General features: G+C 70.1%; 24 protein-coding genes. 13 read left to right on the forward strand and 11 right to left on the reverse strand.

Going from position 1 to position 24,695, the window contains the following annotated elements:
* Positions 1 to 85 precede the first annotated feature (85 nt).
* The gene (locus tag ASF49_RS23005) at positions 86 to 331 is read left to right on the forward strand and encodes a MucR family transcriptional regulator (RefSeq protein ID WP_335338458.1); all 246 of its coding nucleotides are present in this window, start codon (positions 86 to 88) and stop codon (positions 329 to 331) included.
* Positions 332 to 353: 22 nt separating this feature from the next.
* Here the strand turns inward: ASF49_RS23005 and ASF49_RS08725 are convergent, their stop codons facing one another.
* The 3 genes from ASF49_RS08725 to ASF49_RS23575 form a co-directional block, all read right to left on the reverse strand.
* Entirely contained in the window at positions 354 to 572 is a 219-nt protein-coding gene (locus tag ASF49_RS08725) for a hypothetical protein (RefSeq protein WP_056470817.1), read from the reverse strand.
* A gap of 138 nt (positions 573 to 710) precedes the next feature.
* Positions 711 to 959, reverse strand: coding sequence for a hypothetical protein (locus tag ASF49_RS08730; protein ID WP_162240962.1), 249 nt, complete (start codon positions 957 to 959; stop codon positions 711 to 713).
* A gap of 413 nt (positions 960 to 1,372) precedes the next feature.
* Complete coding sequence (locus ASF49_RS23575; RefSeq protein ID WP_156652943.1) at positions 1,373 to 1,558, reverse strand: hypothetical protein; 186 nt, start codon at positions 1,556 to 1,558, stop codon at positions 1,373 to 1,375.
* Between ASF49_RS23575 and ASF49_RS08735 the strand changes: the two genes are divergently transcribed.
* The 8 genes from ASF49_RS08735 to ASF49_RS08770 all read left to right on the forward strand — a co-directional run bounded on the left by ASF49_RS08735 (position 1,557) and on the right by ASF49_RS08770 (position 9,915).
* Entirely contained in the window at positions 1,557 to 2,138 is a 582-nt protein-coding gene (locus ASF49_RS08735; protein WP_056470823.1) for a protein phosphatase CheZ, read from the forward strand. The two genes, ASF49_RS23575 and ASF49_RS08735, sit on opposite strands and share 2 nt — an antisense overlap.
* A 31-nt stretch (positions 2,139 to 2,169) precedes the next feature.
* A complete protein-coding gene (locus ASF49_RS08740) occupies positions 2,170 to 3,222 on the forward strand; it encodes an HD-GYP domain-containing protein (protein ID WP_243214763.1) in 1,053 nt (350 codons plus the stop codon).
* Entirely contained in the window at positions 3,219 to 4,805 is a 1,587-nt protein-coding gene (locus ASF49_RS08745) for a sensor domain-containing diguanylate cyclase (RefSeq protein ID WP_082511035.1), read from the forward strand. Before ASF49_RS08740 ends, ASF49_RS08745 begins: the two co-directional genes overlap by 4 nt.
* A 588-nt stretch (positions 4,806 to 5,393) precedes the next feature.
* A complete protein-coding gene (locus ASF49_RS08750; protein ID WP_056470826.1) occupies positions 5,394 to 6,347 on the forward strand; it encodes a LysR family transcriptional regulator in 954 nt (317 codons plus the stop codon).
* Positions 6,348 to 6,468: 121 nt separating this feature from the next.
* On the forward strand, positions 6,469 to 6,852 hold the full coding sequence (locus ASF49_RS08755; protein ID WP_082511037.1) for an HU family DNA-binding protein: 384 nt from the start codon (positions 6,469 to 6,471) through the stop codon (positions 6,850 to 6,852).
* A 164-nt stretch (positions 6,853 to 7,016) separates the two neighbouring features.
* Positions 7,017 to 8,054, forward strand: coding sequence for an iron ABC transporter substrate-binding protein (locus ASF49_RS08760; RefSeq protein ID WP_056470942.1), 1,038 nt, complete (start codon positions 7,017 to 7,019; stop codon positions 8,052 to 8,054).
* Between the two features lie 59 nt (positions 8,055 to 8,113).
* A complete protein-coding gene (locus ASF49_RS08765) occupies positions 8,114 to 9,112 on the forward strand; it encodes a FecCD family ABC transporter permease (RefSeq protein WP_243214780.1) in 999 nt (332 codons plus the stop codon).
* Complete coding sequence (locus ASF49_RS08770; RefSeq protein WP_056470945.1) at positions 9,109 to 9,915, forward strand: ABC transporter ATP-binding protein; 807 nt, start codon at positions 9,109 to 9,111, stop codon at positions 9,913 to 9,915. Before ASF49_RS08765 ends, ASF49_RS08770 begins: the two co-directional genes overlap by 4 nt.
* On the opposite strand, the gene ASF49_RS08775 is transcribed toward ASF49_RS08770, so the two are convergent.
* Positions 9,882 to 10,916 carry a substrate-binding domain-containing protein gene (locus ASF49_RS08775; RefSeq protein ID WP_056470831.1) on the reverse strand — a complete coding sequence of 345 codons (1,035 nt, stop codon included), beginning with the start codon at positions 10,914 to 10,916 and terminating at the stop codon, positions 9,882 to 9,884. The two genes, ASF49_RS08770 and ASF49_RS08775, sit on opposite strands and share 34 nt — an antisense overlap.
* Positions 10,917 to 11,007: 91 nt before the next feature.
* Between ASF49_RS08775 and ASF49_RS08780 the strand changes: the two genes are divergently transcribed.
* On the forward strand, positions 11,008 to 11,712 hold the full coding sequence (locus ASF49_RS08780) for a hypothetical protein (protein ID WP_056470835.1): 705 nt from the start codon (positions 11,008 to 11,010) through the stop codon (positions 11,710 to 11,712).
* A 269-nt stretch (positions 11,713 to 11,981) separates the two neighbouring features.
* On the opposite strand, the gene ASF49_RS08785 is transcribed toward ASF49_RS08780, so the two are convergent.
* The 3 genes from ASF49_RS08785 to ASF49_RS24180 form a co-directional block, all read right to left on the reverse strand.
* Positions 11,982 to 12,221, reverse strand: coding sequence for a DUF6894 family protein (locus tag ASF49_RS08785; protein WP_431739907.1), 240 nt, complete (start codon positions 12,219 to 12,221; stop codon positions 11,982 to 11,984).
* A gap of 166 nt (positions 12,222 to 12,387) precedes the next feature.
* The gene (locus tag ASF49_RS23010; RefSeq protein WP_082511039.1) at positions 12,388 to 13,107 is read right to left on the reverse strand and encodes a Crp/Fnr family transcriptional regulator; all 720 of its coding nucleotides are present in this window, start codon (positions 13,105 to 13,107) and stop codon (positions 12,388 to 12,390) included.
* A gap of 1,098 nt (positions 13,108 to 14,205) precedes the next feature.
* A complete protein-coding gene (locus ASF49_RS24180) occupies positions 14,206 to 14,343 on the reverse strand; it encodes a hypothetical protein (RefSeq protein WP_191970712.1) in 138 nt (45 codons plus the stop codon).
* Between the two features lie 113 nt (positions 14,344 to 14,456).
* On the opposite strand from ASF49_RS24180, the gene ASF49_RS08790 reads away from it, so the two are divergent.
* The gene (locus ASF49_RS08790; protein WP_056470843.1) at positions 14,457 to 14,702 is read left to right on the forward strand and encodes a hypothetical protein; all 246 of its coding nucleotides are present in this window, start codon (positions 14,457 to 14,459) and stop codon (positions 14,700 to 14,702) included.
* 449 nt (positions 14,703 to 15,151) lie between these two features.
* Here the strand turns inward: ASF49_RS08790 and ASF49_RS08800 are convergent, their stop codons facing one another.
* From ASF49_RS08800 to ASF49_RS08810, 3 genes are all read right to left on the reverse strand, one after another.
* Complete coding sequence (locus tag ASF49_RS08800; protein ID WP_056470849.1) at positions 15,152 to 16,972, reverse strand: reverse transcriptase family protein; 1,821 nt, start codon at positions 16,970 to 16,972, stop codon at positions 15,152 to 15,154.
* A gap of 301 nt (positions 16,973 to 17,273) precedes the next feature.
* Positions 17,274 to 18,938 (reverse strand): SWIM zinc finger family protein, encoded by a 1,665-nt coding sequence (locus ASF49_RS08805; protein WP_056470852.1) that lies wholly within the window; start codon positions 18,936 to 18,938, stop codon positions 17,274 to 17,276.
* On the reverse strand, positions 18,935 to 22,057 hold the full coding sequence (locus ASF49_RS08810) for a hypothetical protein (RefSeq protein ID WP_056470855.1): 3,123 nt from the start codon (positions 22,055 to 22,057) through the stop codon (positions 18,935 to 18,937). The genes ASF49_RS08805 and ASF49_RS08810 overlap by 4 nt, the downstream gene beginning before the upstream one ends.
* A gap of 325 nt (positions 22,058 to 22,382) precedes the next feature.
* Here ASF49_RS08810 and ASF49_RS08815 point away from each other — a divergent pair, with 325 nt between their 5' ends.
* Positions 22,383 to 22,733 carry a hypothetical protein gene (locus ASF49_RS08815; protein WP_056470860.1) on the forward strand — a complete coding sequence of 117 codons (351 nt, stop codon included), beginning with the start codon at positions 22,383 to 22,385 and terminating at the stop codon, positions 22,731 to 22,733.
* 68 nt (positions 22,734 to 22,801) lie between these two features.
* A complete protein-coding gene (locus ASF49_RS08820; RefSeq protein WP_056470863.1) occupies positions 22,802 to 23,002 on the forward strand; it encodes a hypothetical protein in 201 nt (66 codons plus the stop codon).
* Positions 23,003 to 23,055: 53 nt separating this feature from the next.
* Here the strand turns inward: ASF49_RS08820 and ASF49_RS08825 are convergent, their stop codons facing one another.
* Positions 23,056 to 24,552: a hypothetical protein gene (locus tag ASF49_RS08825; RefSeq protein WP_243214765.1), complete on the reverse strand. Its 1,497-nt coding sequence runs from the start codon at positions 24,550 to 24,552 to the stop codon at positions 23,056 to 23,058.
* Positions 24,553 to 24,695: the final 143 nt, after the last annotated feature.

A 24,695-nucleotide genomic window follows, 5' to 3' on the forward strand; every position in this document is an offset into this window, starting at 1 on the left:
CGCCACCACGCGCAGGCCGCCTAACCTCTCACCCCAGATGGACCAGAGCCTCCGCTCCTGAACACCGCTGAATGTCCCAAATCATCTGACGACGGACACCGAGGCATATCGAGCGAAGCACGGCCTTTCTGCCGACTACCCGATGACAGCTGCCAGCTACTCTGCGCAACGCTCTGAGCTGGCCCGCGCTCTGGGTCTGGGCAACAGCCGGAAGGGTCAGACTAAGGCGGCGGCTAAGGCCGCAGTACCGGAGGAGACGGTCTCGGAGGCGTCCGCGGAAGCGAAGCCGAAGCGCGCTGGACGGCCGCGCAAGGCCGCTGCCGCAGAGTGACCTCGGTGAGAGGCGGCAATCCTCATGCTGCCGCCTCAGCCTGATCGGGTGAGCCGACTTCGACGATGGGATCCTGAGAAGGGTCGATCGCGCGCCCGATTTCATCCGGCCAGCGGTAGATAATGCGGCTGTCGGCGCGCCCTCGCTGCAAGTGCGTATGCTGGATGAAGCCCCCAACAACGTAGCCTCTCCCCGTTCCCGGGCCGTGCATCTCCTGCTGGGTCTGCCGAAGGGCCAGCATCAGCTTTGCGCCCAGGATGCTCGCTGGGTCGGTCGCCTCTATAAGATTGCAGGGGAGACCGGCAGCTTCGAGCGCCTCAGGAGACCCGGATCTCCTCCGAGTTGTTCTTGCGGACGGTGGCGATGGTGCGGAGGTCGCTCATGCTTGGCCCCCCTGCAGGAAGGCACGCATCTCGTCGGGCCGGTTGAAGAGCGCGGTGACCGTGCCATCCCGTCCGATCAGGGCGACCAGGCGGCTTGCCAGGGGAGGGCGCTGAGCCGTATTCTTTGCGCCGAAGTTCTTCCCCGAGGGCTTCTCATCAGCGCCGTTGCGGGCCTTCACCCCCGTGACGGCGTTCTTGTTTTCACCAGTGGGGTGGGCGGGGTAAAATCGTTTCGACAAAGCCAAATTTCCCTTTTCCTACAATGCAGGAACGAAGAGGGAATTTGTCGAAATGGTCTTTGAGACTGTTGGGCTTTCAGAGGCCTCTTAATCAGCGGGTCCAAGGTTCGAACCCTTGTGCACCCACCAAACAACTCAATGACTTGGAAGCCGTTGCGGCTCGGTCGTTTGATGCTCGGGCCGCACTTCGGCGGTTGACGGCAATCTCTCTTCATCGCTGCAAGCTTCGGCTTCGGTGGGCTTGCCTGGGCCTCTGCAATGGCGCCGCTCGACAACGGTGATCCTGCGGTGCGGAGCCGGCTTCATCTCTAAATGTATTTCTTAGATCTTTTCTAAAACGCCGAACCACGCTGTGGAATTCCGATCTCCTTTCGTCTGAATGACGATCTCTCGGCGGCTCGAATTGAGCTGCGCCGTGATTATTTTGGGTGAGCGGGATGAGCCGCCGCACAGTGCAACAGCGCGCGCAAATTTTCTATTGGTGCAATAGCCATCGGATCGAAAGGAGTTAACCCTTTTCGATCGACACTTTCAAATTCTGATTTGTTTAATGTATCCGGGTTAGCCTGACCGAGTGAATAACGCCGATCAGCGATACCCATCATGCCCAAAGGTCCGGCCATGCCCGCTCTCTTCGAGGAGCAGACCGCTCTCCTGCAGCAGCATCTGGTCTCGATCTCGGAGGCGATCGTGAAGACGCGCCGGGAGATCGCCGACCTGCGTCAGGAGCAGGAGGCTGGCCGCACCCGCGACGAGCTTCACGCGGTCGTCCAGAGCACCGAGCAGGCCACCGACACCATCCTGACCGCAGCGGAGACCGTCGACACGCTCGCCCGCGGCATCGCCGGTCGAACGGAGGACGCGGCGACGCGGGCGGATGCCGAGGCGATCCAGGCGCAGATGCAGACCGTCTTCGAGGCCTGCAACTTCCAGGATCTGACCGGCCAGCGCATCTCCAAGGTGGTGCGCACCGTCGTGCTGGTCGAGGAGCGCGTGGCCGAGATGCTGCACCTGTGGGCCGGTTCGGCCGAGACGCCCGCGGTCGCCAAGTCCGTCGCGAAGCGGCCGGCCGCGTCGGAAGCCGATAGACATCGGCGCGACGCGGAGGACGGACTCCTGAACGGACCCGCCCTTCCGGGTACGGCGGCCGTCTCGCAGGATGCCGTCGACGCGATGTTCGGCTGAGGCCGCATAGGTGGTCATGCAGATGGGCTGCATGCTCGTGATCACGGACGATACCGGACGCAGTGCCGGTCTGGCGCAGGACCTGGCCGCCGGTGCGCCGATCGCGCTGGTCGACCTCTACGACCCGTCGATCCCGTCCGAACCCGCCTCCACCCTCCTCGTGGATGTCCTCGATCTGCGCCCGGACACGGCTGCCCGCCTCCGCCATGTTCTCACGCGGACGCCGCGCGGCGCGCCCCTGGTCGTCCTGCTGCACAAGGACGATCCGCGCGGGCGCATGCTGGCCCTGGCGCTCGGGGCGACCCGGACCCTGTGCCCGCCCTTCGACATTCCCCGCCTGCGCGCCTCCCTGGCACGGCCCGCGGTCGTTCCGGACGCCGAACCCGTACCCTGGTGCGCCCTCCAGGTGGCCTCCCAGGCGCGCAATTTCCTCACGACCGTGTTCGTGCCGGACCGACCGCTCACCCCGGCCGTCGTCGACACCGGCAGCGCCTTCATCGAGCAGGCGATCCAGGACACCGGCATCCGCGATTGGATCCGGGCTGTGCGCCGCTTCGACGACATCACCCACCAGCACTGCCTGCTGGTCGCCGGCCTCGCCGCCGCATTCGGACAGGCCCTCGGTCTCGGCGAACAGGAATGCCACCGCCTGACCAGGGCCGCCCTCCTTCACGACGTCGGCAAGATCCACGTCCCCACCGCGATCCTGAACAAGCCGGGCAAGCTCGACGCCAACGAGATGGCGGTGATGAAGCGTCATCCGGAGATGGGCCACGCCATGCTGGCCGGCCAGAGCTTCCAGCCGGAGATGCTGCAGGTCGTGCGCTCCCATCACGAGATGCTCGACGGCTCGGGCTACCCCGACAAGCTCAAGGCGGCCGAGATCCCCGACCTCGTGCGGGTGCTGACCGTCTGCGACATCTATGCGGCGCTGATCGAGCGGCGGCCCTACAAGGCGCCGATGGCGAGCGGGAAGGCCTTCGCGATCCTGGAGAGCATGACGGGGCGGCTCGACGCCACCGTCGTCGATGCCTTCCGGCCGGTCGCCGCCGCCTTCATCCCGCGCTTCCCGCAGGATGCATGAGCGTGTTCGCGCGTCTTTTTCACCGCTGGCTCCGCTCGCCCCGCACCTGGATCGGGCTCGGCATTCTCGTACCGGTCGGCCTGGTCGCGGTCTGCTCGATGATGCTGCTGCAACTGCGCCAGGATGCCTGGGACAAGGCCGAGCAGACCGCGAAGAACTTGCTCACGGTGATCGAGCGCGACATCGACCGCAACGTCGAGATCATCGACCGGGCACTGGAAAGCCTCGTCGAGAACCTCAAGATGTACGACCTCGAAGAACTCAGCCCGAAGTTCCGTCAGCGCATCCTGTTCGACGGCGCCATCAATGCCAGGGATCTCAACGCGTTGCTGGTCCTCGACCAGTACGGCAATTGCATCTACGACGCAGCGGGCTGGCCGGCCCGATCGTTCAACAACGCCGATCGTGCCTACTTCAAGGCGCATCAGGCCAATCCGGACCTCGGGCTTGGCATCAGTCCACCCATGATGTCCCGGTCGGTGGGAAAGCCGGTCATCGTCCTCAGCCGCCGCACGGGCCTGCCCGGGGGCTCGTTCAGCGGGATCGTCCTCGGCAGCCTGTCCCTGTCCTACTTCGATCGCCTGTTCGCGCATCTCGAGCTCGGGCAAGCCGGCACGATCAATCTCTTCCTCGGCGACGGCACCCGGATCGTGCGCTATCCCGAGCCCGATCTCGGACCCGCGCCCAACTTCGCGAACGCGCCGAACTTCCTGCGCTTCCAGCGCGAGGGCCGCGGCAGCTTCGTCGCCGCGACCCAATCCGACGGCATCGAGCGCCTCTACAGCTTCACCAGGGTCGGCAATCTGCCGCTCATCCTCAACGTCGCGCTCTCGACCCGCGAAATCGAGGCGGAGTGGCGGTCCAGAGCCCTGGTGATCGGCACACTCGTGCTCGCCCTGTGCGGGATCACGGTCGGGCTCTCGCTCCTCGTCGCCTGGGAGCTCAAGCGGCGCAACGCGGCCGAGGCCGAACTGGCGGGCGAGTCGCGCACCGATGCCCTGACCGGCCTGCCCAACCGGCGCGCCTTCGAGGAGGCGTTCGAGCGCGCCTGGTCCGAGGCACGCCGGCGTCGCGTTTCTCTCGCGCTGCTCGTCCTCGATGCCGACCATTTCAAGCGCTACAACGACCGGCACGGTCATGCCGGCGGCGACCGCGTGCTCCAGGCGCTCGCCGGCGCGTTCTCCGCCTGCGTCCAACGGCCGGGCGACCTCGTCGCCCGGGTCGGCGGCGAGGAGTTCACCCATCTCCTCGCCGACATCGATCCCGAGGATGCGGCTCACCTCGCCGAGCAGGTGCACGGGGCCGTCGCCCGCCTGGTCGTCGCGGCGAACGGCACCGATGTCGGCCGGATCACGGTCAGCATCGGGCTCGCCTACGCCCTGCCTCGCCTGGGCGGGAGCCCGGCCGATCTCTTCCGACTGGCCGACGCCGCTCTCTACGCGGCCAAGGCAGGGGGGCGGAACCGGACCTGCTATGCGGTGATGGGCGTGGACGGTGCCGAGATCTTACGGCCAAGTCCGCCGCTCGAGATCGAACTTGCCCAGAGCACCGTGCCCCCGGACGCCATTCCCCTCGTTGCCTGACGGGTCCACCGGCACGTCGCCCCGATCGTTCCGAGCCATCCTGGTGATGCCTTGCCCGCGCGACGAGCGGCGGCTCGCCGAGATCTTCCACGTGAGCGGATCGTGGACGCGGCCGGGGCGACCTCGCGTCTGCAAACGGCCGCGCGCTTTGGGCAGGGCTCGCCGCGCCGATCCACCGAAGGGCCGCCCTCGCGACGAGCGGGACGGTGGCCCTTCGTCCCCAGGGGCCGGCACGCCCGCGCGAAGCTCGACCCGCACGAACCGTTCCTGCGCGCGCTGATCCGACGTCGAGGACGTCACTACCCGGGAGGAGACGCGCCCCGCTTCTTCGGGATTTGCACGACTCCACGGTGCGGCCGGACACCCTGTGGAGCATCCGCGACGCACGATCTCGGGTTCCGAGAAGACGGTCCACACGCGGGAGCGAAGCCCCCGGGACGCGAAGGCGACCGGCCAGGTCCGGTTGCGTGGGCGCTCGCCCATGCCTCCTGACCATTGGAGGTCTTCTTCTTATTGAAGCGATCTGATCGGATGTATACCACCGGTGGCTTCGGCGCCTGAGGGCGCCGCGCTTCCCCGTCCGAGGCCGTGATCGACAAGCTGGATCTACTCCTCGCCCTGTCGCGCGAGCAGCACTTCGGACGCGCCGCGGAGGCGTGCGGGGTGACGCAGCAGACCCTGTCGGCCGGCGTGAAGAGCCTGGAGAACCAGCTCGGGACCAGGCTGGTGCAGCGCGGCTCCCGATTTCAGGGCTTCACCCCCGAGGGCGAGCGGGTGCTGACCTGGGCACGGCGGATCGTCGCCGACACCCGCGCGATGCGCGAGGACGTCGCGACCCTGCGGCGGGGGCCGGCGGGGCATCTGCGGATCGCCGCGATCCCGACCGTTCTGCCGATGGTCGCGGCGCTGACCACGCCCTATCACCTCCGCTACCCGGACGTCCGCCTCAGCGTCCTGTCGGCGACCTCGGCGAGCCTCCTCGACCTCATCGAGAACCTGGAGGCGGATGCGGGCCTCACCTACCTGGACAACGAGCCCCTCAGCCGGGTCACCGCGATTCCGCTGTTCCAGGAGCGCTACCAGCTACTGACGGCGATCGGCGGCCGCCACGATGACCGCGCCAGCATCACCTGGGCCGAGGTGAGCCGGACGCCGCTCTGCCTGCTGACGCCCGACATGCAGAACCGGCGCATCATCGACCAGCAGCTCCGGGCCTCGGGAAGCGAACCCGCGCCGACCCTCGAGTCGAACTCGATGATCGTGCTGATGAGCCATGTCCGCACGCTGCACTGGGCCAGCATCATGCCGGCCGTCTTGGCCGACGCCCTGGGGCCGATGCCGGGCCTGCGGGCCATCCCCATCGTCGAGCCCGACATCCGGCACACGATCGGCCTCGTCGTGCCGCAGCGCGAGCCCGCGACCCCGATGGTGGCCGCCCTGGTGGGCATCGGCCGCCAGGTGGCCCGGACCCTCGGGGGCGACGAGACCGCGCCGATGGCGAGCGCCTGCGCGGTCGAGGCCCGCCGGGCGGGCGTCCCATGACGCCGCGTGGACAGCCTGCCGGGCGCGGCGCCGCGCGCCGTCCCACGCGATCCACGTCGCATCGTCTCCGTCACGACCAAACCCTGACAGCACATCCTTCGGATCCCCGCGAGTTTTGAGCATGATCAAGTCCGGACTGATCGCCCGCGTCTCGGAGCTGCATCCCCATCTAGACGTCGCGGAGGTGGACGCCGTGGTGAACGCCATCCTGACGCGGATCGGCGACGCCCTGGCGGTGAACGACCGGGTCGAGCTTCGGGGGCTCGGGGTGTTCTCGGCCGTGTCCCGGGCGCCGCGCCCCGGGCGGAACCTGTCGTCGGGGGAGGTGGTGCAGGTCGGCGAGAAGCGCATCGTCTCGTTCAAGGCGGGCCGGACGATCAAGGCGCAGCTCGGTCGGCCTGGGGCTCCGGAAGGAGTCCGGCGGCCGGTGCCCTCGGTGACGCTCGGCCACCGGCCGCGCCGCATTCCGGACACCGTGTCCGCGACCCGAAGCGCGTCGCCGTGACCGCGCCAACCCGGTGGCTCGGACCCACCAATCCATAGGCGTGCTGGGCCGGACCGTTTACACTGGCCTCGCGTGGCACGCGCGTCGGGGCCGGCTCGGCTGGGGATCGCTCTTTGACTGTGAACACGGCATCGTTCCCGCGCCGCGGCCTTCGGCTCCGATCCATCCTCCGCCGCGTCGCCCTGGTCCTGCCCTTGGGGCTGGTGCTCGCCCTGCCCGCCGCGGCGCGGTCCTTCACCGACGCCGCCGGCCGCACCGTCGAGGTGCCCGAGCGCCCGACCCGCATCCTGGCCGCCGGGCCGCCGGCCTCCGTCCTGCTCTACACCCTGGCACCGGACCGGATGATCGGCTGGATCCGCAGCCCGACTCCGGCGGAGAAGGCCTATCTCGCCCCCGCGGCCCGGGACCTGCCCGCCACGGGACGTCTCACGGGGCGCGGCGGGACCGCCAATGTCGAGGCGGTCCTCGGCCTCAGGCCGGACCTGATCATCGATGTCGGCAGCATCGCACCGACCTACGTCTCGCTGGCCGACCGGGTCCAGACCCAGACCGGCATTCCCTACGTGCTCCTCGACGGGCATTTCGAGCGGACGGCGGAGACCTACCGGCGCCTCGGCGCTCTCCTCGGCCTGGAGGCGACGGCCGTAGATCTCGCGGGCGTGGCCGAGGCCGCGGTGGCGGACGTGGCGCGGGTGGTCGCGACCGTGCCGGACGAGCGGCGCCCGCGCGTCTATTATGCCCGCGGGCCGAAGGGGCTCGAGACCGGCCTCGGCGGATCGATCAACGTCGAGCTCCTCGGCGTGGTCGGGGCCCGCAACGTCGCGGCCGCGGCCGGCCCCGGTGGGATCGCCACCGTCTCGCCGGAGCAGGTGCTGGCCTGGGACCCGGACGTGATCCTCACCCAGGACGCCGGCTTCCGACAGGGGATCGGCCAGGATCCGCTCTGGTCCGGCCTCCGGGCCGTGCGGGCGGGACGGGTCTACCAGGTGCCGGCGCTGCCCTTCGGCTGGTTCGATGCCCCGCCCGGCGCCAATCGCCTGATCGGAATCCGCTGGCTGGCGCAGGTGCTCTACCCGGACCTGTTCCCGACCGGCCTGGAGGCGGCGACGCGGGACTTCTACCGGCGCTTCTACCATGTCGAGCTCGATGATGGGCAGGTCGCGACGCTCCTCTCCGGCGCGGCGGCCGGTCCGAAGCCTTGACCCCCGGGACCGAGGCCCTCGCCCCGCCGCAGGCCGTACGCCGCCGGCCATGGGCGCGGATCTGGCCTATCCTCCTGCCGGGGCTGGGGCTGCTCGCCCTGGTGGTGCTGGCGCTGGCCACCGGGCGCTTCGCCGTTCCGCTTGGCGACGTGGTCGAGATCCTCGGCGCCCGGCTTCTCGGCCTGCCCGTGCGGGCCGACCCGGCGATGCAGACCGTCATCCTCCAGGTCCGCCTGCCGCGCGTCCTCGCCGCCCTGGTGGTGGGGGCGAGCCTCGCCGCCGCCGGGGCGACCTACCAGGGCCTCTTCCGCAATCCCCTGGTCTCGCCGGACATCCTCGGGGTCTCCGCCGGGGCGAGCCTCGGCGCCGTGCTCGGTATCTTCCTGTCCCTGCCGGTGGCGGCGATCCAGGGGCTGGCCTTCGCCGGCGGCCTCGGCGCGGTCGCGGCCGTCTATGCCGTCGGCGCGGCGGTGCGCCGGCACGATCCGGTCCTGACCCTGGTGCTGGCCGGGGTCGCCATCGGGGCGGTGCTCGGCTCGGCGATCTCGCTCCTGAAGGTTCTGGCGGACCCCTACAATCAGCTGCCCGCCATCACCTACTGGCTCCTCGGCAGCCTCGCCTCGACGACCCTGGCGGATCTCGGCGCGATCCTGCCGGCGATCGGCCTCGGCCTCGTGCCCCTGGTGCTCCTGCGCTGGCGCATGAACCTGATGAGCCTCGGCGAGGAAGAGGCCCGCGCCCTCGGGGTGGAGACCCGCGTCCTGCGCCCGGTCCTGATCGCCGCCGCGACCCTGGTCACCGCCGCCTCGGTCTCGGTGACGGGGGTGATCGGCTGGATCGGCCTCCTGGTGCCGCACGTGGCCCGGCTCCTGGTGGGCCCGGATTTCCGGCGCCTGCTGCCGGCTTCCCTCGTTCTGGGCGCCGGCTACCTCCTCGCCGTCGACCTCGTGGCCCGCACCATCGCCCCCATCGAGGTGCCGCTGGGCATCCTGACCGCGCTCATCGGCGCACCGTTCTTCCTCTGGCTCCTCGCCAGCGGCCGGCGAGGCTGGGCCTGATGCTCCGCGTCGAGAACCTCGCCTTCGGCTACGGACGCCGCCTCGTCGGCTCCGGCCTCGATTTCACGGTGGAGCCCGGCGAGGTGCTGTGCCTGCTGGGGCCGAATGGCGGCGGCAAGACCACGCTGTTCAAGACGCTGCTGGGTCTGCTGCCGCCCCTGGGTGGACGCATTCGCCTCGACGGCGCCGAGATCGCGCGCTGGCCCCGGCGCCGGCTCGCCGCCAGCCTCGGCTACGTGCCCCAGGCGCAAGGCGCGTACTTCCCGTTCCGGGTGCGCGACGTGGTGCTGATGGGGCGCGCGAGCCGGCTCGGCACCTTCGCGAGCCCCGGCCCGCCCGACCACGCCGTGGCGGAGCGGGTGCTCGCGACCCTGGAGATCGGGCACCTGGCGGAGCGGACCTACACCGAGATCAGCGGCGGCGAGCGCCAGATGGTGCTGATCGCCCGGGCGCTGGCCGGCGAGCCCCGGATCGTCGTGATGGACGAACCGACCGCCAGCCTCGATTTCGGCAATCAGGCCCGCGTGCTCGGCCAGATCCGGCGCCTGTCGCGGGCCGGCATCGCGGTCATCCTCTCGACCCACGACCCGGACCACGCCTTCCTCTGCGCCGACCGCGTGGCCCTGCTGCACGAGGGCAGCTTGATCGCCCTCGGCACGCCCGCCGCCACGATCACCTCGGCGACCCTGGCGCGGATCTACGGCGTCGCCGTCGCGGTGGTGCCGCTGCCGGGCCACGCCCACGCGGTCTGTGCGCCGATCCTGCCGGATCAGGCCGCGTCCTTCGGGGCGGCGGGCCGGTAGCCCGGGGTCCGGCCCGCGCGCTCGGCCAGGGCCTCGGCGAGGGCATCGAAGGCCGCGTCTGCGAGCGAACTGGACGTGGCGAGGTAGTAGCGCTCCCAGCCCACGGAGAGAAAGTCGAGGCCGAAGCGGTCGGCCGCTGCCCGGGCGCCGAGGCCGGCATCGGCGGCCCCGTAGGCGATCACGGCGGCGACGGCCTGATGGGTGAACTCCTCGGTGGCGTAGCCGCGGATGCGTTCGGTCGGGATCTCGTGCTCGGCCAGGAGACGGTCGAACCAGACCCGGGTGCCCGACCCCTTCTGCCGGTTGACGTAGCGGGCGTCGCGCGTGGCGAGGTCGGCCACATCCGTGATCGCGAGGGGATTGCCGGCCGCGAGCATCAGTCCCTGTTCGCGCTCGAACAGCGGCCTGACGCGGAAGCCCGGATCGGCCGCGAGCGCCGCGAAGGCCGGTCCGGCGGCGGCCCAGTCGAGGGCACCGCAGTGGAACCCCGCCCCATCGGCGCGGGCCTCGGTCAGGCGCGCCACCGCATCCTCGCTGCCCGCGACCGCCAGGGTGATCCCGGGCCAGGCCGCGGCGACCTCCATGAGGAGGAGGTCGTGGCTCGCGACCAGCGTCAGGGGGCACTGGTCCTCGGACAGGACCGGCCCCAGGCGCGCGCGCAGGGCACGCGCCTCGCGCGCCATCGGCTCGGCGAGGCTGCCGGCGGCAGCCCCCAGGGCCTCGCGCAGGACCTGGCCCGTCGGCGTCAACGCGCTGCCGTGCCCGCGCGTCTTCTGGACGAGCTGATGTCCGAGCCCGGCCTCGAGGGCACGAAGCCGCTCCCAAGCCGCCCGGTAGGACAGGCCGAGCGCGGTGGCGATGCCCTGAACCGACCCGGTTGCGGCGATCGCCTCGAGAACGATCACGGCCTCGGAGACCGAGACTCGGTGCGACCCGACGGTGATCGTGCCGCCGAGGCCGAGGTCGATGAGCAGAGACGGTGTATCGGATGCTTGCGTCATATTGATGGGGTCATAACATCTTTCTACGAGTTTGCGTCACGCGGGCGTCGCGACCGGCCGGACGGGTGGCACGAACCAGGGACTCGACCCGATGAGACGCGACCATAATGCCCGGCGGGCCGCCGGACCGGGGTGCGGCGCTGCGCCTCCCCTCCACCTGCCCTTCCCGCCCTCGGAGATCGCGCGTCTCGCGTCGGGCTACCGCCTCGACGCGAAGGAACGGGCGGCCTGCGCGGCCGGTGCCCGCATCCGGAACGGAGCCTGCACCCGCGAAAACCTCGCGCCGATCCTGACGTGGAAGGTGAGCGACCGCGGCCGGAGCCGCCCGCAACGCAACAGCGACGAGGAGGTCGCCGACGCCCTGCGCATCGCGCTCCTTGCCGCGACCCCGCGCGTGGCCGTCTCGGTCCTGACCGGGCTCTCCGGCGTCGCGGTGCCCGTCGCCTCGGCGATCCTCGCGGCGATCCGGCCCGAGCACTACACCGTCATCGATCCCCGCGGCCTCAAGGCCCTCGGCTGCGGCCCCCTGCAGATCGGCGCGAAGGCGTCCCTGCCCCTCGACCTCTACCTTCACTACCTCGGATTCTGCCGCGACATCGCGCTCCGCTGCGGCGTCACCCTGCAGATCCTGGAGCGTGCGCTGTGGGAATGGGCGCGGCTGAGCGACGACGGCTGGATGCCCCCACCCCGTCCCGCGGCTCGGGTTCCCGGCAGGCGTCCGGCCGCCGGCGCGATCGATGGGGTTCGCGTTCCCATCGTGCCGTCTCATCAAGACTTGCCGTTGCCAGCGATTTGACCGGGCCGATTGGAAGGCTGCTGCGTGGCGCTGACCATGGGATAGCCGGAACGCCAGATCCGAGATGGGATCGGGCGCGGAATGCCCGAAGCCGCGAAGAGTCGGATTGGGATACGCGATCGTGACCCGCGCGGCATGGAGGGTGGGGCAGGGCCAGGTTTGGAGACGCGCTTCCGGCCGGCCTGTGCCAGCGACTGTCTTGGATTGCCGAGACGCACCGAAGCAAATCGGAAGCGCGCACCTCCACATCATGCGATCAGCGCGGAAGACTAAGCGGCCAGCCAAGTCCCGGTGAAAGAGACGACCGCGGAGTAGATCGCCCGGCCCGTTTCGTCGCGCACCGTCAAACTGAAATGTTGGACATCGCCGCCCCCGGGCGCTTCTTCCGAGGCGACGAGGGGCAGGAACTTCTTGGCCTCTTCCACGGCCTCCGATGGCCCGGGAAAGTCCATTCCTTCTTCATCACGCATCGAGATGGTGTCAGTGATGTCAAAGAAAAATCGAGGCATTCAACTCTGCAGACCCATGAAGCTTAAATTTTTACATCTAAAGATGTGTTCAAATCACCGTTCGGAGCCTGCCATGAATCAGGATTGAGCGGATTTGTCAAATCAGATTTTCTTGTGTGATATATATTTACATTGCAAAGAAAGTATATGGTCTTATCGACTTACATTAGGCTCGAAAATATGAACTATTTAAGTAATTTGAATTGAAACCTGCATAGGTTTGTAGAGCTTGTGGATCTGGGATTGATACTCGCTTGCTCCTGATCTCGATCAGGCCTGTCCCGCGAAGTTTCTGAAGTGTGCGATTTACATGGACTCCCGACAGGCCAAGTGTATCCGCAAAATCCGCTTGCGTGATTGGCCAGTCGAAGCTGTTTCTCGATGTTAGTCCGACCAAGCCGAGGCGGACCAGCAATTCACAGAAGAGATGGGCGGCCTGCTTCTCTGCTGAGGGGCGACGCTTGCGTACGACCCATTCACGCAGGATCGCTTCGTCGAGGGATGCAGCCCAGCGTAAGGCGCGACCCAGGGTCGGATGGGTCGCGATGCAATCGTCGAGGATTTCCCGGCGAACGATCGCGACCTCGCACGCACCGAACGTGCTGATGGAATGATCGATGCCGCCGAACAGCGGCATGTTGAGGTCGCAGATGTCGCCCGGGATCAGATAGGCGAAGATCGCCCGCGTGCCGTCGGGGAGGATCTTATAGCGGCAGGCGATGCCTCTCTGAATGATGTGAACGTTTTCCGAAACAGACGCCTCGAGGATCAGGGTCGCGCGCGGTTCGATGGTGCGTGTGTTGGATGTCAGGCTGACGAGCGCAGTCTTATCGCTGTCGGTGAGCGCAAAACGGCTTTCGAGCTTCTGGATGAGATGATTTGCCATATCTGCCGGACTGCTGACGCCACTGAATTCGGAACTTAACGGAAGTTACCGATTTCCATCGATTTATCATCATTTCATTCGAGATGAATATTCAAATGTTACAAAACCAACATTCATAGCTGTGGATTTTTTCGAAAAGTAGGAAAACTACCTCATGCTGTGATCGCGGGATCCGGAGGTCGACTTTTGAACACTACGTACTTGGCCGCGCGAACCTTTGGGCCGGCAGGCTTCGACCCGCGAAATCGCATTCCGTGACCCGATCAGTGGCGAATGTCAGGGCTATGGTCTGGATGGGCGGTCGACCGCAGCGACGTGACGGTCGTCGGGAGGCATCCCGTGTCCAGCCCGAACCATCGGTCGGGCGTCTCCGTCGTCGCGGTGAGGTGCAAACGAGAGGGGATCGCCGATCGCATCGGCATTACTCATCCTTTGAGGATGCGCCGATTCGCGGCGCCGCCGCAGCGTTGCAGGGAGGCGGCGTGCGAGAGGCGCGTTCGGCGCAGCCGGGGGCGCGAGAGCCCGGAGGCCCTACTGCCGCCCGTGCCCTCCACCGTCTCGGATCTCGCCTCCGGCGACCGATGGCTGCCCCGACGCGGGAGCCTCTCGATCGGCTCGGTCCGTGATATCGGTCCCGTCGGACGCGATGCGCCCGCAAACGATGACGGCGACTGTTCAGGCCTGAACATCCTCCTGATCCCGGTCTTCATGACGATGCCTCGCTGCGGGATCACCGTGTCGCCGACCTGTGGGAATTGGGTGAAGGCGCGCATGGTGACCTCACCGGGGAGGCGAGCATCGAGCAGAAGGCAGAGCCCGTCGTTCGCGCGGTTCGCTCAGGGCGGGTTTTCGATGGCGTACGACGTCGCCCGCGAGACCGCGCGTCTTGCGCCCGCGCGGGTACAAGCTCTGGTGCTCGTGGCGATGTCGGCTCGGGCCGATGCCCCGCTTGCGACGGAAGGCGTCCGCTGCACGGAACCTCGATCCCGACCGGCTCCACGTCCCGGGCCGCGGCGCGTGCTGAGCGTGCTCCATCCGGATCGCGCGACCGATGCGGCCATGATGGAGCGCGTGCAGGCGATGAGCGGGCGCGACCCCTTACTTGCTCTTGCCGCCCTTCTTGCCGAGCTCGGCCTGGGCGGACGAGGAGGTGCGCGGGTTCGACTTGCCTTCGTGGCTGGCCTTCGCATTCGCCTTCTTGGCCGTCTCGCTGCCGTGACCCTTCTTCTCGGTCATGATCATCTCCGATGTAACGCGCCGAGGACATCGCGCCTGAGGGTGCAACGGTTAAGCCTGCGCCGACGTTCCTGGTCGCGGCCCCCAACATCCGAGGGCCATGGGAGCAGATCATGCTGGTACGTTTTGGGTTGAGCTTCGTCCTCGCGGCCGCCGCGGCCAGCGCTGCCATGGCGGCACCGATGAGCGACGAGGACAAGGCCGCCCTGCAACAGCAATGCGCCGGCGACTTCACGACCTTCTGCGCCGGCCTGCCGCCCGAGGATGGCCCCGAGACGCAGGCCTGCTTCCAGAAGAACATGTCGAAGCTCTCGCCGGGCTGCCAGAACGCGATCCAGGCCTACAAGAAGAAGGGTTGACGCCGGACCGGGCGGTGTTCGCGGGCTTCCAAGCCCGGAGAGGCCGGGCCTTGGAACTCGTATGTCGGACGGTTGGATCCGGCCGATGGTCGTCTTGTCGGAATCGATCAGCTTCAGGTGTCGGCGATCGTCTCGGAGATGTCGATCGATCGTTCCGTCATGACGACATCGCAGGGGGCCGATGCCGTCCTTCTCGACCAACCGGTTCCGCAGAGCGGCGCGTTGCTCGTCTCGGTGCTGTCTGGATGGTGGGGTGGCCCGCCATCCATGGCGATCACCTCGCGTCCGGTCGTCTTGGCGGACTTCGGTCTCCTCATGCTCCTGACGGGACGGCCTCGCGTGAGGTCGTGATCGGCCGTCGGTGACGTGCCACCCCGACATGGCCGGTCGGGGAGCGGCAGGAGCGACCGCAGCTCCCCGCTTTCCCAGACCTCCCGGACAGCCGGCCGTTACTTGCCGCGACGGCGGCGGAGCCAGCGCCGGAGTCCGATCGTCAGCGCGGCGGCGAGGACGAAGAGTCCGAGGCCGGGATGCAGGAGGGCGGCTGCCTGGAACAGGACGAACACGCCGACGACGACCATCCAGGGCCGCATCCCGGCCGCGTCGGCGTCATCCGTCGCCTGCCCGGAGACCGGTTGCGGCGCCGGGGGCTGTCGACCGATGGGCGGGACGACGCGCCTGTCGGCCGCGCCCTCCGCGCGACGAGCCGCTTCGGCCTGGGCCGCTTCCGCCTGGACCAGCAGCGGATCGGGGTGCGGGACGGGCGGCTCCGCCGGAACCCACCCGCCCTCGCGTGGTGGCACGCCCTGCGCGGAGCGCTCGCGGAACGCGGCGACCCGGGGCCGTGCCTGCTCCGGCTGCGTTCCGTGCCGTTCGGCGAGACTTCGGGCTCGTGCCACCAGGGGCGTGCCGACCTCGGGTGTGACCATCCGGACGAAGCGCGCGAAGCCGAGGGCGGCGCCGAGCACCGCCCCGTCCGCGCTCCGGCCCCAGCGCCGACCGATGGGCCCGTGCCGCTCGATTCCGTGCAGCAGCGCACGAAAGCGGCGCAGGGTCTCGCGCGGCACCGCGACCCGCTCGTTGACCGTCAGTCCGGTGACCTCCTGGTGGCGGCCCCGCCGCATCACCCGGGTCTTGTCGGGATGCACGGTGAAGCCTTCCTTCGCGACGATCTCGTGCACGTATTTCAGCAGGGGGCCGACCTTGGCCGCCGCCTCGCCCGAAGCCGAGAAGGTCATGTCGTCGGCGTAGCGGGTGTAGGCGAAGCCCAATGAGCGGGCGAGGCCCGAGAGCCGTGCGTCGAGACGGGTGCAGACGAGATTCGTCAGGGCCGGGCTGGTCGGTGCACCCTGCGGAAGCCGCCGCGGCCCGCGGGCCGCGTAGAGTTGCTGCCCGTCGATCTCGACCGCGTCCACGTCCGGCTCGGTGCAGAGGAGCGCGAGCACGGTGGCGACCGGCTCGGCATAGCCGAGACCGCGGAACTTGCCCTTGATCCGGCGGTAGTCGAGGCTCGGAAAGAAGTCCTTCAGGTCGAGGTTGACCACCACGTCGCGACCCACATGGGCAGCGGCATTGGTCAGGATCGAGCGGCCGGGCACGAAGCCGTGGGCCGCCTCGTGCACCGGCACCTGGGCGAGCACCACGTCGAGCACCCAGTACTGCGCACGCTTCAGACGCGGCATCGGCGCCGAGATAGCGCGCACGCCGCCCGTCTTCTTCGGAATCGTGAAGCGCTGGTAGTGGCTCACCGACGTCAACGCCCGGTCATAGGCGAGGAAGCGCAACTCGCCGAGGCTGATCCCGATCGCCCGCGCCAGCGCCGCGGGGCTGGCGAGCGGCGGCAGGCCGTTCGCCGGGGATACGGGGGCTGCCTCCTGCGCGGAGAGACCGGCCGAGACGCCCTCGCCCAGGTAGAGAATCTCGGTCTTGCGCCGCTCGTGCCAGGCGAGCGCCCGCTCGTGCCGATCGCGGGCGCCGCGCAGGCGGGTCTCCGCCCGCCGCACCAGGGCCGCCTTCTTGCGGCGCTTGTGCATCGCCTTGAGGGCCGCCTCCGGATCGCGCCAGAGGGCCTCGCGCCGGTGCAGGTCGCTGATCTCGCGCGTGATCTCGCCCCGACGGCGGATCAGGTCGTCGGGCAGATTCGGCTGGTCGACCCCGTCCGGCCAGTAGCCGAGGCGGATCATCTCCTCGAGGACGACCTCGTCCTTCGAGCTCTCGCGGATGCGGTCGTAGAGCTGTTGGCGTGTCAGCGAGCCGGGCCGGACCGTCATGGGCGTGCGGCCGGCTGAGCGAGGGACGCCGGCCGGAAAGCCTTCGTCAAGTCTCGGGACTGGCCCGGTCCACTCGATGCCGGCACGACCTCCCCCGCGCGCTTGGGTTCAAGGAACCCAAACCGAAAGCGCGCGGGGGAGGTCAGTGCCGGCCCAGTGAAGAGCGGGCCAGTGACGCTTTGCCGGGCAGGGTGCAGGGACGGCGAAGCGCCGCCCAGGGTGCAAGGTCCGCTCCGGCCGACGCCCCTCTGGGCCGAAACTGTAGGATATCCGACCACGGGCGGCAATCGTTTCCGGCCGCTCATGCCTGCCTCCCCATGGGCTTGCCCTCGACCTGCATGTGGAAGGACCGGCGCAGCGCCAGCATGTGCTCGCAGGGGCCGCGCGCCAGCCTGTTGCGGATGAAGAAGCCGCAGGTGCAGCGGCCGTCGACCATGCGGTCGTCCGCGTCGATCTCGACCGCGGGGGCGAGCGACCGGCCGTCGTCCAGCACCGTCCCGGTGAGTCTGCGACGGCCTTCGGCGTGCCCGATGGGACCCAGGCTCACGAGCCCGGCGGCGAGGAAGCGGTCGGCCTTGGCCTCCTGCTCGGAGGCGAAGCGCAGGGCGCCGGCATCCAGCGGCTCGCGGCTCAGTTCGCGCAGGCGGTACACCCGCTTGTCGAGGTCGAACATGGCGCGGCCGGCCTGCACGTAGCCTCCCAGCGCCGATTCCACGATCCCCCTGTCGAGCCCCGTCTCGGCGGCGAGACGGCCGGCATCGACGACGTGGTGGCGGCCCAGTGCGGAGAAGACTCCCGCGGCGGTGCCCGCATCCACATCGGTGCGGGGGGCGAGGAGGTCGAACTGCCCCGCGCGCGACCAGTCGTTGGCGGTCCATCCGGAGAGGCCGAGGGTGAAGCGCAGGCCCCCGAAATCCACCACCGCGAACGCGGGCAAGCCGGTGCCGAGGAGGTGGAGGCGCACGGACCGGGCCAGCGGCAGGGCGCGTCCGAGGATCGCCAGCCGGCGCCGGCCCCAGAGCCGGATCTCGGCCCCCGTCGCGCCGCGATAGATCGAGCGGCGGAAGGTCAGGCGCTCGTTCCAGGGCTCGATCAGCACGCTCACCGGCTGGCCGGGTTCGAGCAGGAAGCGCAGGGAGCGTGGACCGTGCCGCTCTCGACGTGCGGCGAGGCGCGTGAGGATCGCGTGCATGTCGACCGGGTGCAGGTCGACGATGTGCGCCGGCTGGGCCATCGCGCTCGAGACCTGGAGGAAGCCACGCACCCAGGAATCGGGCAGGTCGATCTTGTCCTCGCGGAACTCCGCTTCTCCGGAGGTCGCGACGGTGAAGCCCTCCGGATCGATCGACAGGTCGGTGTCCCGGTCGCTGCGGATCTTCTGGAACTCGTCGTAGAGGGCGTGACTGTAGTCGATGTTGGTGGTGCCGAAGGCCATCGCGCCCATGCGCTCGAACACGTCGTGGTCACAGGACAGGCGCCCGTAGGTCGATTCGTCGAGGCTGAAGCACTCGAAGAAGATCTCGTCGGGATGCACGGTGATCACCGGGTCGAGCACGATCCAGGCGTCGAGGTCCTCCTTGTAGAGGCGGTCGAAGTAGCGCTGGCGCGCACCGTAGAAGGGGGCCATCACCGCCCCGAAGCGGGTGTCGATGTCTCGCAGCTCGCCGCGCAGGGCCTCGATCTCGGCGCGGATCGTGTCCCTCTCGGTCAGCGCCTCCGCAAGGAGCTGCTGCTCGTTGGCCTGCAGCCAGGCGAGGTAGGCGGTGCGGTCCTTCGGCTTGAAGCGCAGGTCCGACACCACGACGTGGTGCAGGGCCGAGATCGCCTCCCGGAAGGGCAGGTGGCGCGCGACCCGTCCGGTGAAGTAGGTCGGCTCGCGCAGGGTATCGGGCACGAAGCCGAGGTGGGTCGCCCCCGCCTCCGTGACGGCTTGGCTCTCGCCGAGATAGCGGTGGACGACGTTCATCGAGCGCCCTCCGCGCGGGGTTCGGGCGTCCGCCGCGCCGCCGGCGCCCGGCGCACGAGCGGCGTGCCGAGGTCCGGATAGGCGGCGGCGAGGTCGCGCAGGGTCAGGATGGCGGCGCTGCGGTCCCGGGCTGTTCCGCTCAGCGACAGGTCGGCGAAGAGTGGCAGGAGCCGCGCGGCCCGCGCCCGGCTCCGCAGGGCCTCCGCCTTCAGGAAAGCGGCCATCCGATCCTTGGCGGTCCGCCCCGTCAGCACCTGCAGCATGACGATGCGGGCGAGCGGCACCAGCCGGGCGAAGGCGTCCTCGCCCGCGACCGCCTGCTCGCTCAGGAGCTCGGTGAGCAGGAGATGCATGGAGGGCGAGGGATGCTCCAGGAGGCGCAGGACCTGCGCATCCGCGTCCCCGGGCCGGAGCCGGGTGCGCAGGAGGTGGCGGGCGAAGGCGAGCACCTCCGGCTTGACGCTGTCGGTGACGGCGGCGAGGGCCGCCGGCGTCCAGGCCTCGTCCGGCCAGGTCGCGAAGTGAGCCCGAGCGAAAGCGAGCGTGTCGGGCCAGTCGCCGTCCACGAGGAGCACCGCGTCGGCCGCCTCGGCCTGGAAACGGGCGGGCGCGGCCGCGTAAGCCCCCATCGCCCATTGCCGGACCGACAGGTGTGGATGGCCGCCGAGCCGCGCGATCTGGCGCACGCTGAAGAGATCGGGGGTCCGCTCGGCGAGCAGGGCCGCTCCGAGGCGCTGCGCTCCCTTGGCCCGCGCCTGCAGAAGACGCCACAGGGTGCCGGTATCCAGGCCCGCGAGCTCGCCCGGCGCCGCCTCCCGGAGCAGCGCGATCATGTCGGCGGCGAAGTCATCGTCGGGCGCGGTCCGGAACAGGGCCGCGATGACGGCCTGGGCCAGATCGCCGGCACTGCCCGGATCGGCCTCGACGAGCCGTCGCACGAGGGGCCGTGCCGCCCTGCGCAGGGGCGGCGACGATCCGATCGCCAGCGCACGGACGCGCTCGGCGTGCCGGGCGAGGCCCGCATCCTCGAGCCTGGCCATCAGGCCGAGCGCCGCCTCGCGAACGTCCACCGAGTCCGATCCGATCAGGGCGTCCCAGCGTTCGGCCGGGAAACCGTCGGCATCGACTCCCGATTGCGCCAGGAGCGCGATGCCCGCCGCGGCGACCTCGGGCACCGGGTGCGCCACCAGGGCGGCCGCGTCCGCCTCGGAAACCGGCATGTCGCCGTCTGGCCAGAGGAGCGGGATTCCGGCCCGCATGGCCCGGATCGCCGCGGCGGCGTCGGCATCGAGGTCCGTCGGCATCGCCCGCAGCCAGGCGATCAGCCGGTCGGTGAGCGGGGCCGAACTGGCCAGCGGGAGTGGCCGCGCGCGGGCATGGACCGCCACCGCCTCCACGACCTCCGGCTCCGGGCTCGTCAGCAGCAGGAAGGCCAGGGACGGGCTCGACCACGGCAGCTCCGGCTCGGCCTCGATCCGCCGCAGGGCGAGCGTCCGCGCCTCCGGGACGGGCGCGCGAACCAGGACGCCCAGGAGGTGCGGGTCGGCCTCGCCCTCGGCGAGCCGCGCGCGCGCGATCTCCAGGGCCAGCCGCGGCACCGCCGGCCAGGCCGCCCCGAGCAGGCGGCCGAGATCGGCGGCGCTCAGGGATGCGCGGGCCGCGGGATCGGCCCGCAGCACCCGCAGGCCCAGCATCGATACGGGCTCGATCAGCCCCTCGGCCGCGAGCCGCAGGGCCAGGTCCGGTCGCGCGCTCCACAAGTCCGGGAACGCCTCGTCGCGGCTCTCCGGATCGGGTTCGTCCGCGAGGTAGAACGTCAGAGTGCCGGGCCGCGGACGGGCCTGCGCGGCGTGCCGGTAGAGAAGTTGGCTCGCGGTCCAGTTGGTCGAGAGCGGTCCGCGCAGGCGCCGGTCGCGGCCCCAGCTGCCGTTGGGCTGGCGCGTCCAAGTATAGACATGGGTCCGCGGCCCCATTTCCCCGGGATGCAGACCCAGCAGGAAGGCGGCGGCCATATCGGCGAAATGCGGATCGCCGACCTCGCCGCGCTTGCGCAGGCCCCGCCAGATTCGGCGCTTCAGGTAGAGCCGGGTCGCCGAGGACAGGCCGATCCGCGCCTGCGGCGTGCCGCGCTCCTCGCGGATCGGAATCATCCGCTTGGCCCAGTACACGTGGCTGTCTCCGGACCGGTACATCGCCGTCGCGGTCTCGAAGCGGCGGCCTGCCGCCGCGAAGAGGCCGGCATCGTCGGCCATCTCGGCGTGTTTCAGGAGGCGGCGCAGGCCGATGAGGAAGGGCGGCCGCGCAGGCAGGACGGGGAGGGCGGCGCAGAGGCCGCCATGCAGCACGGAATCGCCCTGCGCGCAGCGGCCCAGCGCCACCAGCGCCGGCCCGACCTCGGCCGGACGCTGTGCGGCGAGGGTGGTCAGCGCGGTGGCGAGCCCGGCTCCGTCCCCGGCGCCGGCGGCTCGGGCGATCTCGGCGGGTAGACCGGCCGCCTCGTCCGCCGGCTGCCGCTGGTCCCCCATGAGAGGGGAGGCGAGGGCGAACCGGGCCAGATCCCGGACCACGACGCTGGGCGTGCCCGCAGCCACGGCCTCGAGCAAGGCCACCGCCGGAGCGCCGACGGCGCGGGCGAGGGCCCAGACCAGGGCGTAACTCGCCGCGGCCGGGCCGCGCTCCTCCGCCAGGGCGACGAGGTCGGGCCCCGCCGCAGCGAGCCGGAGCTGACCGATGCGCCAGAGCAGGCGCTCCCGGTCCGCCTCCGGCCAGGCCCAGCGCCGGCAGCCGGCAAGGCGCGCCAGGAGAATTCCGGCCCGGCCCTCGGCAGGTTCTCCGTCGGCCGCCACTCCCGGCCGTGCCGCGAGCTGGTCGCCGCGGCTGTAGCCGCCATTGAGCTTCGAGACGACGACGCTGTCGAAGACGCGCTCGGCCGCCTCGCGCGCGACGGGCTCCGCCGTCTTCGATCCTTCCCGCAGGGCCGCGCCCCGGCGCCCGTAACGGAAATTGACCAGGAAGCGCTCGGGCGCCGGGACCGCGTCGTTCTCGACGAGATCCACCTCGTAGACCTTGTCGGAGGTACCCGCCCGCAGGTGGAGGCGCGTCGAACGGACAACCTTCATGCAGGCATTCCGGGGCGGACGGCGCTGCGATCGGGGGATCTGGGCATCGTGGCTCCTCGCGGCGACGAGACGGGTTCCGGACACCCGCGCGTCTCCGCGGGCTTTCGATCGGCAGGAATTTCTACCCGCCCTGGGAGCGGGGGAGCAACCCTCGACCGCATCACCGGCGCATATCGTCGCCGGTTCCGCTTCCAGCCAAATCCCGAGAGCGCGATGGCGAGACTGCGTCTGGCCGTGCCACTGTCGCCTCGGGCGACGCCACGGCCGGAACGACCGGACGGCGGTCCGCCCTAGGATTCATAGCCGACACGAAGGGAATACGCGCATGATCATCTGGTCCGGTTGGGGTATGGTCTCCGCGCTGATCGGTGGTGCCGCGCTGGTGATCAGCGTCCTCCTCGATCCCGCTCTGGCACGGCTGGGGGTGCCGACACCGACGGGCGTCGTCCTCGTCTGGCTGGCCGCGGCCTTCGCGAACTGGACCCTCGGCATACGGTTGAACGGGCGGCCCGGTCGTGAGTTGATCGATCCGCGCACCGGAGAGCGCGTCGTCCTGCGCGCGCGGCACACGCTGTTCTGGATCCCCATGCAGTATTACTCGGTGCTGATGCTGCTGCTCGGGGCCCTCGCCGCCTTCGCGGCGCTGATGGCCCACGGCCCCGGGCGCGCGGTGTGACGGGCGCCTCCTACCGGCGCGGGCCAGACCTGGCGGCGATGGACGTCCAAGTGGGAGAGTCCGAGCCTTTGGACTCCGAGAATGCGGCCTCGTCCCGGTCGGGCTCGCCCCTCGCCCTGCGCGCGATCCTGCGCCGTGGCCGCTCGACGGCCCGCCTCGACGGTTCCGATGGTGGCGGCCGGATCGCCCGCCAGGGCGTGCGCGGCGATGTCGCCGCCATCCGCGAACCGATCGCAGGCTGCGCGAGCCCCGAAGCCCGGATCCTGTGAACTCCGTTCGGGTCCCTCTGGTGGGCCGAGCCCGGCTTCGCTCACGCACCGGATCAGTCCGGCCGCGAAAACACGCTGCCGCCGATGAAGGCCATCGCGCGGGCGGGCCGGGGCGGAGTCTTCTGCGAGCCGAAGGCGAAGAAGAGCCGGCGGCTGCGCCCGTCATCGCCGATCAGGGTCAGGGTGTGGCGGTCGAGGCTATAGCGTCCGCCCTCGGGAGCGTGGCGGCGGCTCACCGTCGAGCCGGCCCCGGAGGTCGCTCCCGAATTCATCGCCCCCACCGAGCCGCCCCGGCCGTAGGTGCCATCCGCGCGAAACTCGTAGCGATTCGAGACCGCCACCGTCACGTCGCCGCCCATCGCGCTGGTGCCGCCGCCGGACAGCCGCCGGTAGGCGCCCACGATCGTCCGCTCGCCGGCCTCGGCCGGGAAGGCCTGGAAGAACGAGCCGCCCTGGAGGGTCTCGTCCTGCGGCGTGCCTCCGGCCCGCGTCAGGACGAACCGGTCGCCCGAGCGGGTCCAGCGCCCGAACCGGCGCGGCTTGGCGATCCGCTCGGCGGCGAGATCGACATCCTCCAACGCCGCCTCGTCGATCTCGTAGCTGGTGCCGTCGCGCAGGAGGATCACCGGCTCCCACGCGATGGTGACCATGCCGCCGACCCCGACGCCCGTGGCGGCTCGGAAGTAGACGCCCTCGACCTGAGACCAGTTGGCGGCGTGGCGTGGTTCTCCGAGGGGCTCAGGCGGGCTGGCGGGCGGGTCGACGTCGCGGCCGGGCGACGCCACCCTGGCATCGGCCGGTGCCGGGTCCGGGCGGATCGAGCTCGGCGCTGCCGCGGTCCGCTGGCCTTTCGGAACCAGCCCGTCGTCGGTCAGCGCGACGGCGCGCAGCGACGTCACCGGGATGAAGTCCTTGGACAGCCCGGCCAGGAAGTCGGGCATCATCCCGAGGCGCCGGGCGGCCTGCCAGCCCGCATGATGCAGGACCGTGCGCAGCTTCACCTGTTCGGCGAAGGCGGCGCGGGTGGCCGGCCGCGACAGCGGCGGCTTGCCGGCCATCGGCTCGACCATCTTCCGCCGGATCGCCCGCAGGGCCGCCGGCCCCGGCTCGGCCTGGGTGTCGTTGGCGACCATCCATTGCAGGGTGATGAAGGCGGTGAGCACGTCGCCGGCATCGTCCGTCCGCAGTCCGGTGTCGGCGACGAGGCTGCGGAAGATCGCGTCGTAATCGTACTTGGCCATCTCCCGCGCCACCTCCATCGCCGCGATGGGGTTGGTGGCGCGCAATTCGCGGATTTGGCGGGCGACGGTGGCGGTGCGCAGGTCCGCGCTGGTGACGAACGACAGGCTGGATGCCCCCGCCGGCCTTGCGGCATCCCCAGGCGGCGGCCGGGCGGTATCCTCGAGCGACTGGGCGCCGATCGTCGCGTCGAGGGTCTGGAATTGCTGCTGCTGGAGGCCCTGGAGGAGGTTCGTGCCGACATCCTGGGCCGGCGCCGCGATCGGAAACAGCGAGAGAAGGGCGCAGACGAGGCGGATCGTGGGCATCATGGCGTACTCCGTGGTCGGTCATGCGGCTCACGGGCGTCTCCGGCCGCGTCGTGGGAGGCCGGATGGATCGCCCCGGGGACGATCGCGGAGTCCCGGAGCACCGTCCGCGCGGGCCTTGCGCTGCCGGGGACGGTCCGCTTCAC

It is taken from the genome of Methylobacterium sp. Leaf104 (genome assembly GCF_001422885.1).
In the GTDB taxonomy this organism is placed as follows: Bacteria; Pseudomonadota; Alphaproteobacteria; order Rhizobiales; family Beijerinckiaceae; genus Methylobacterium.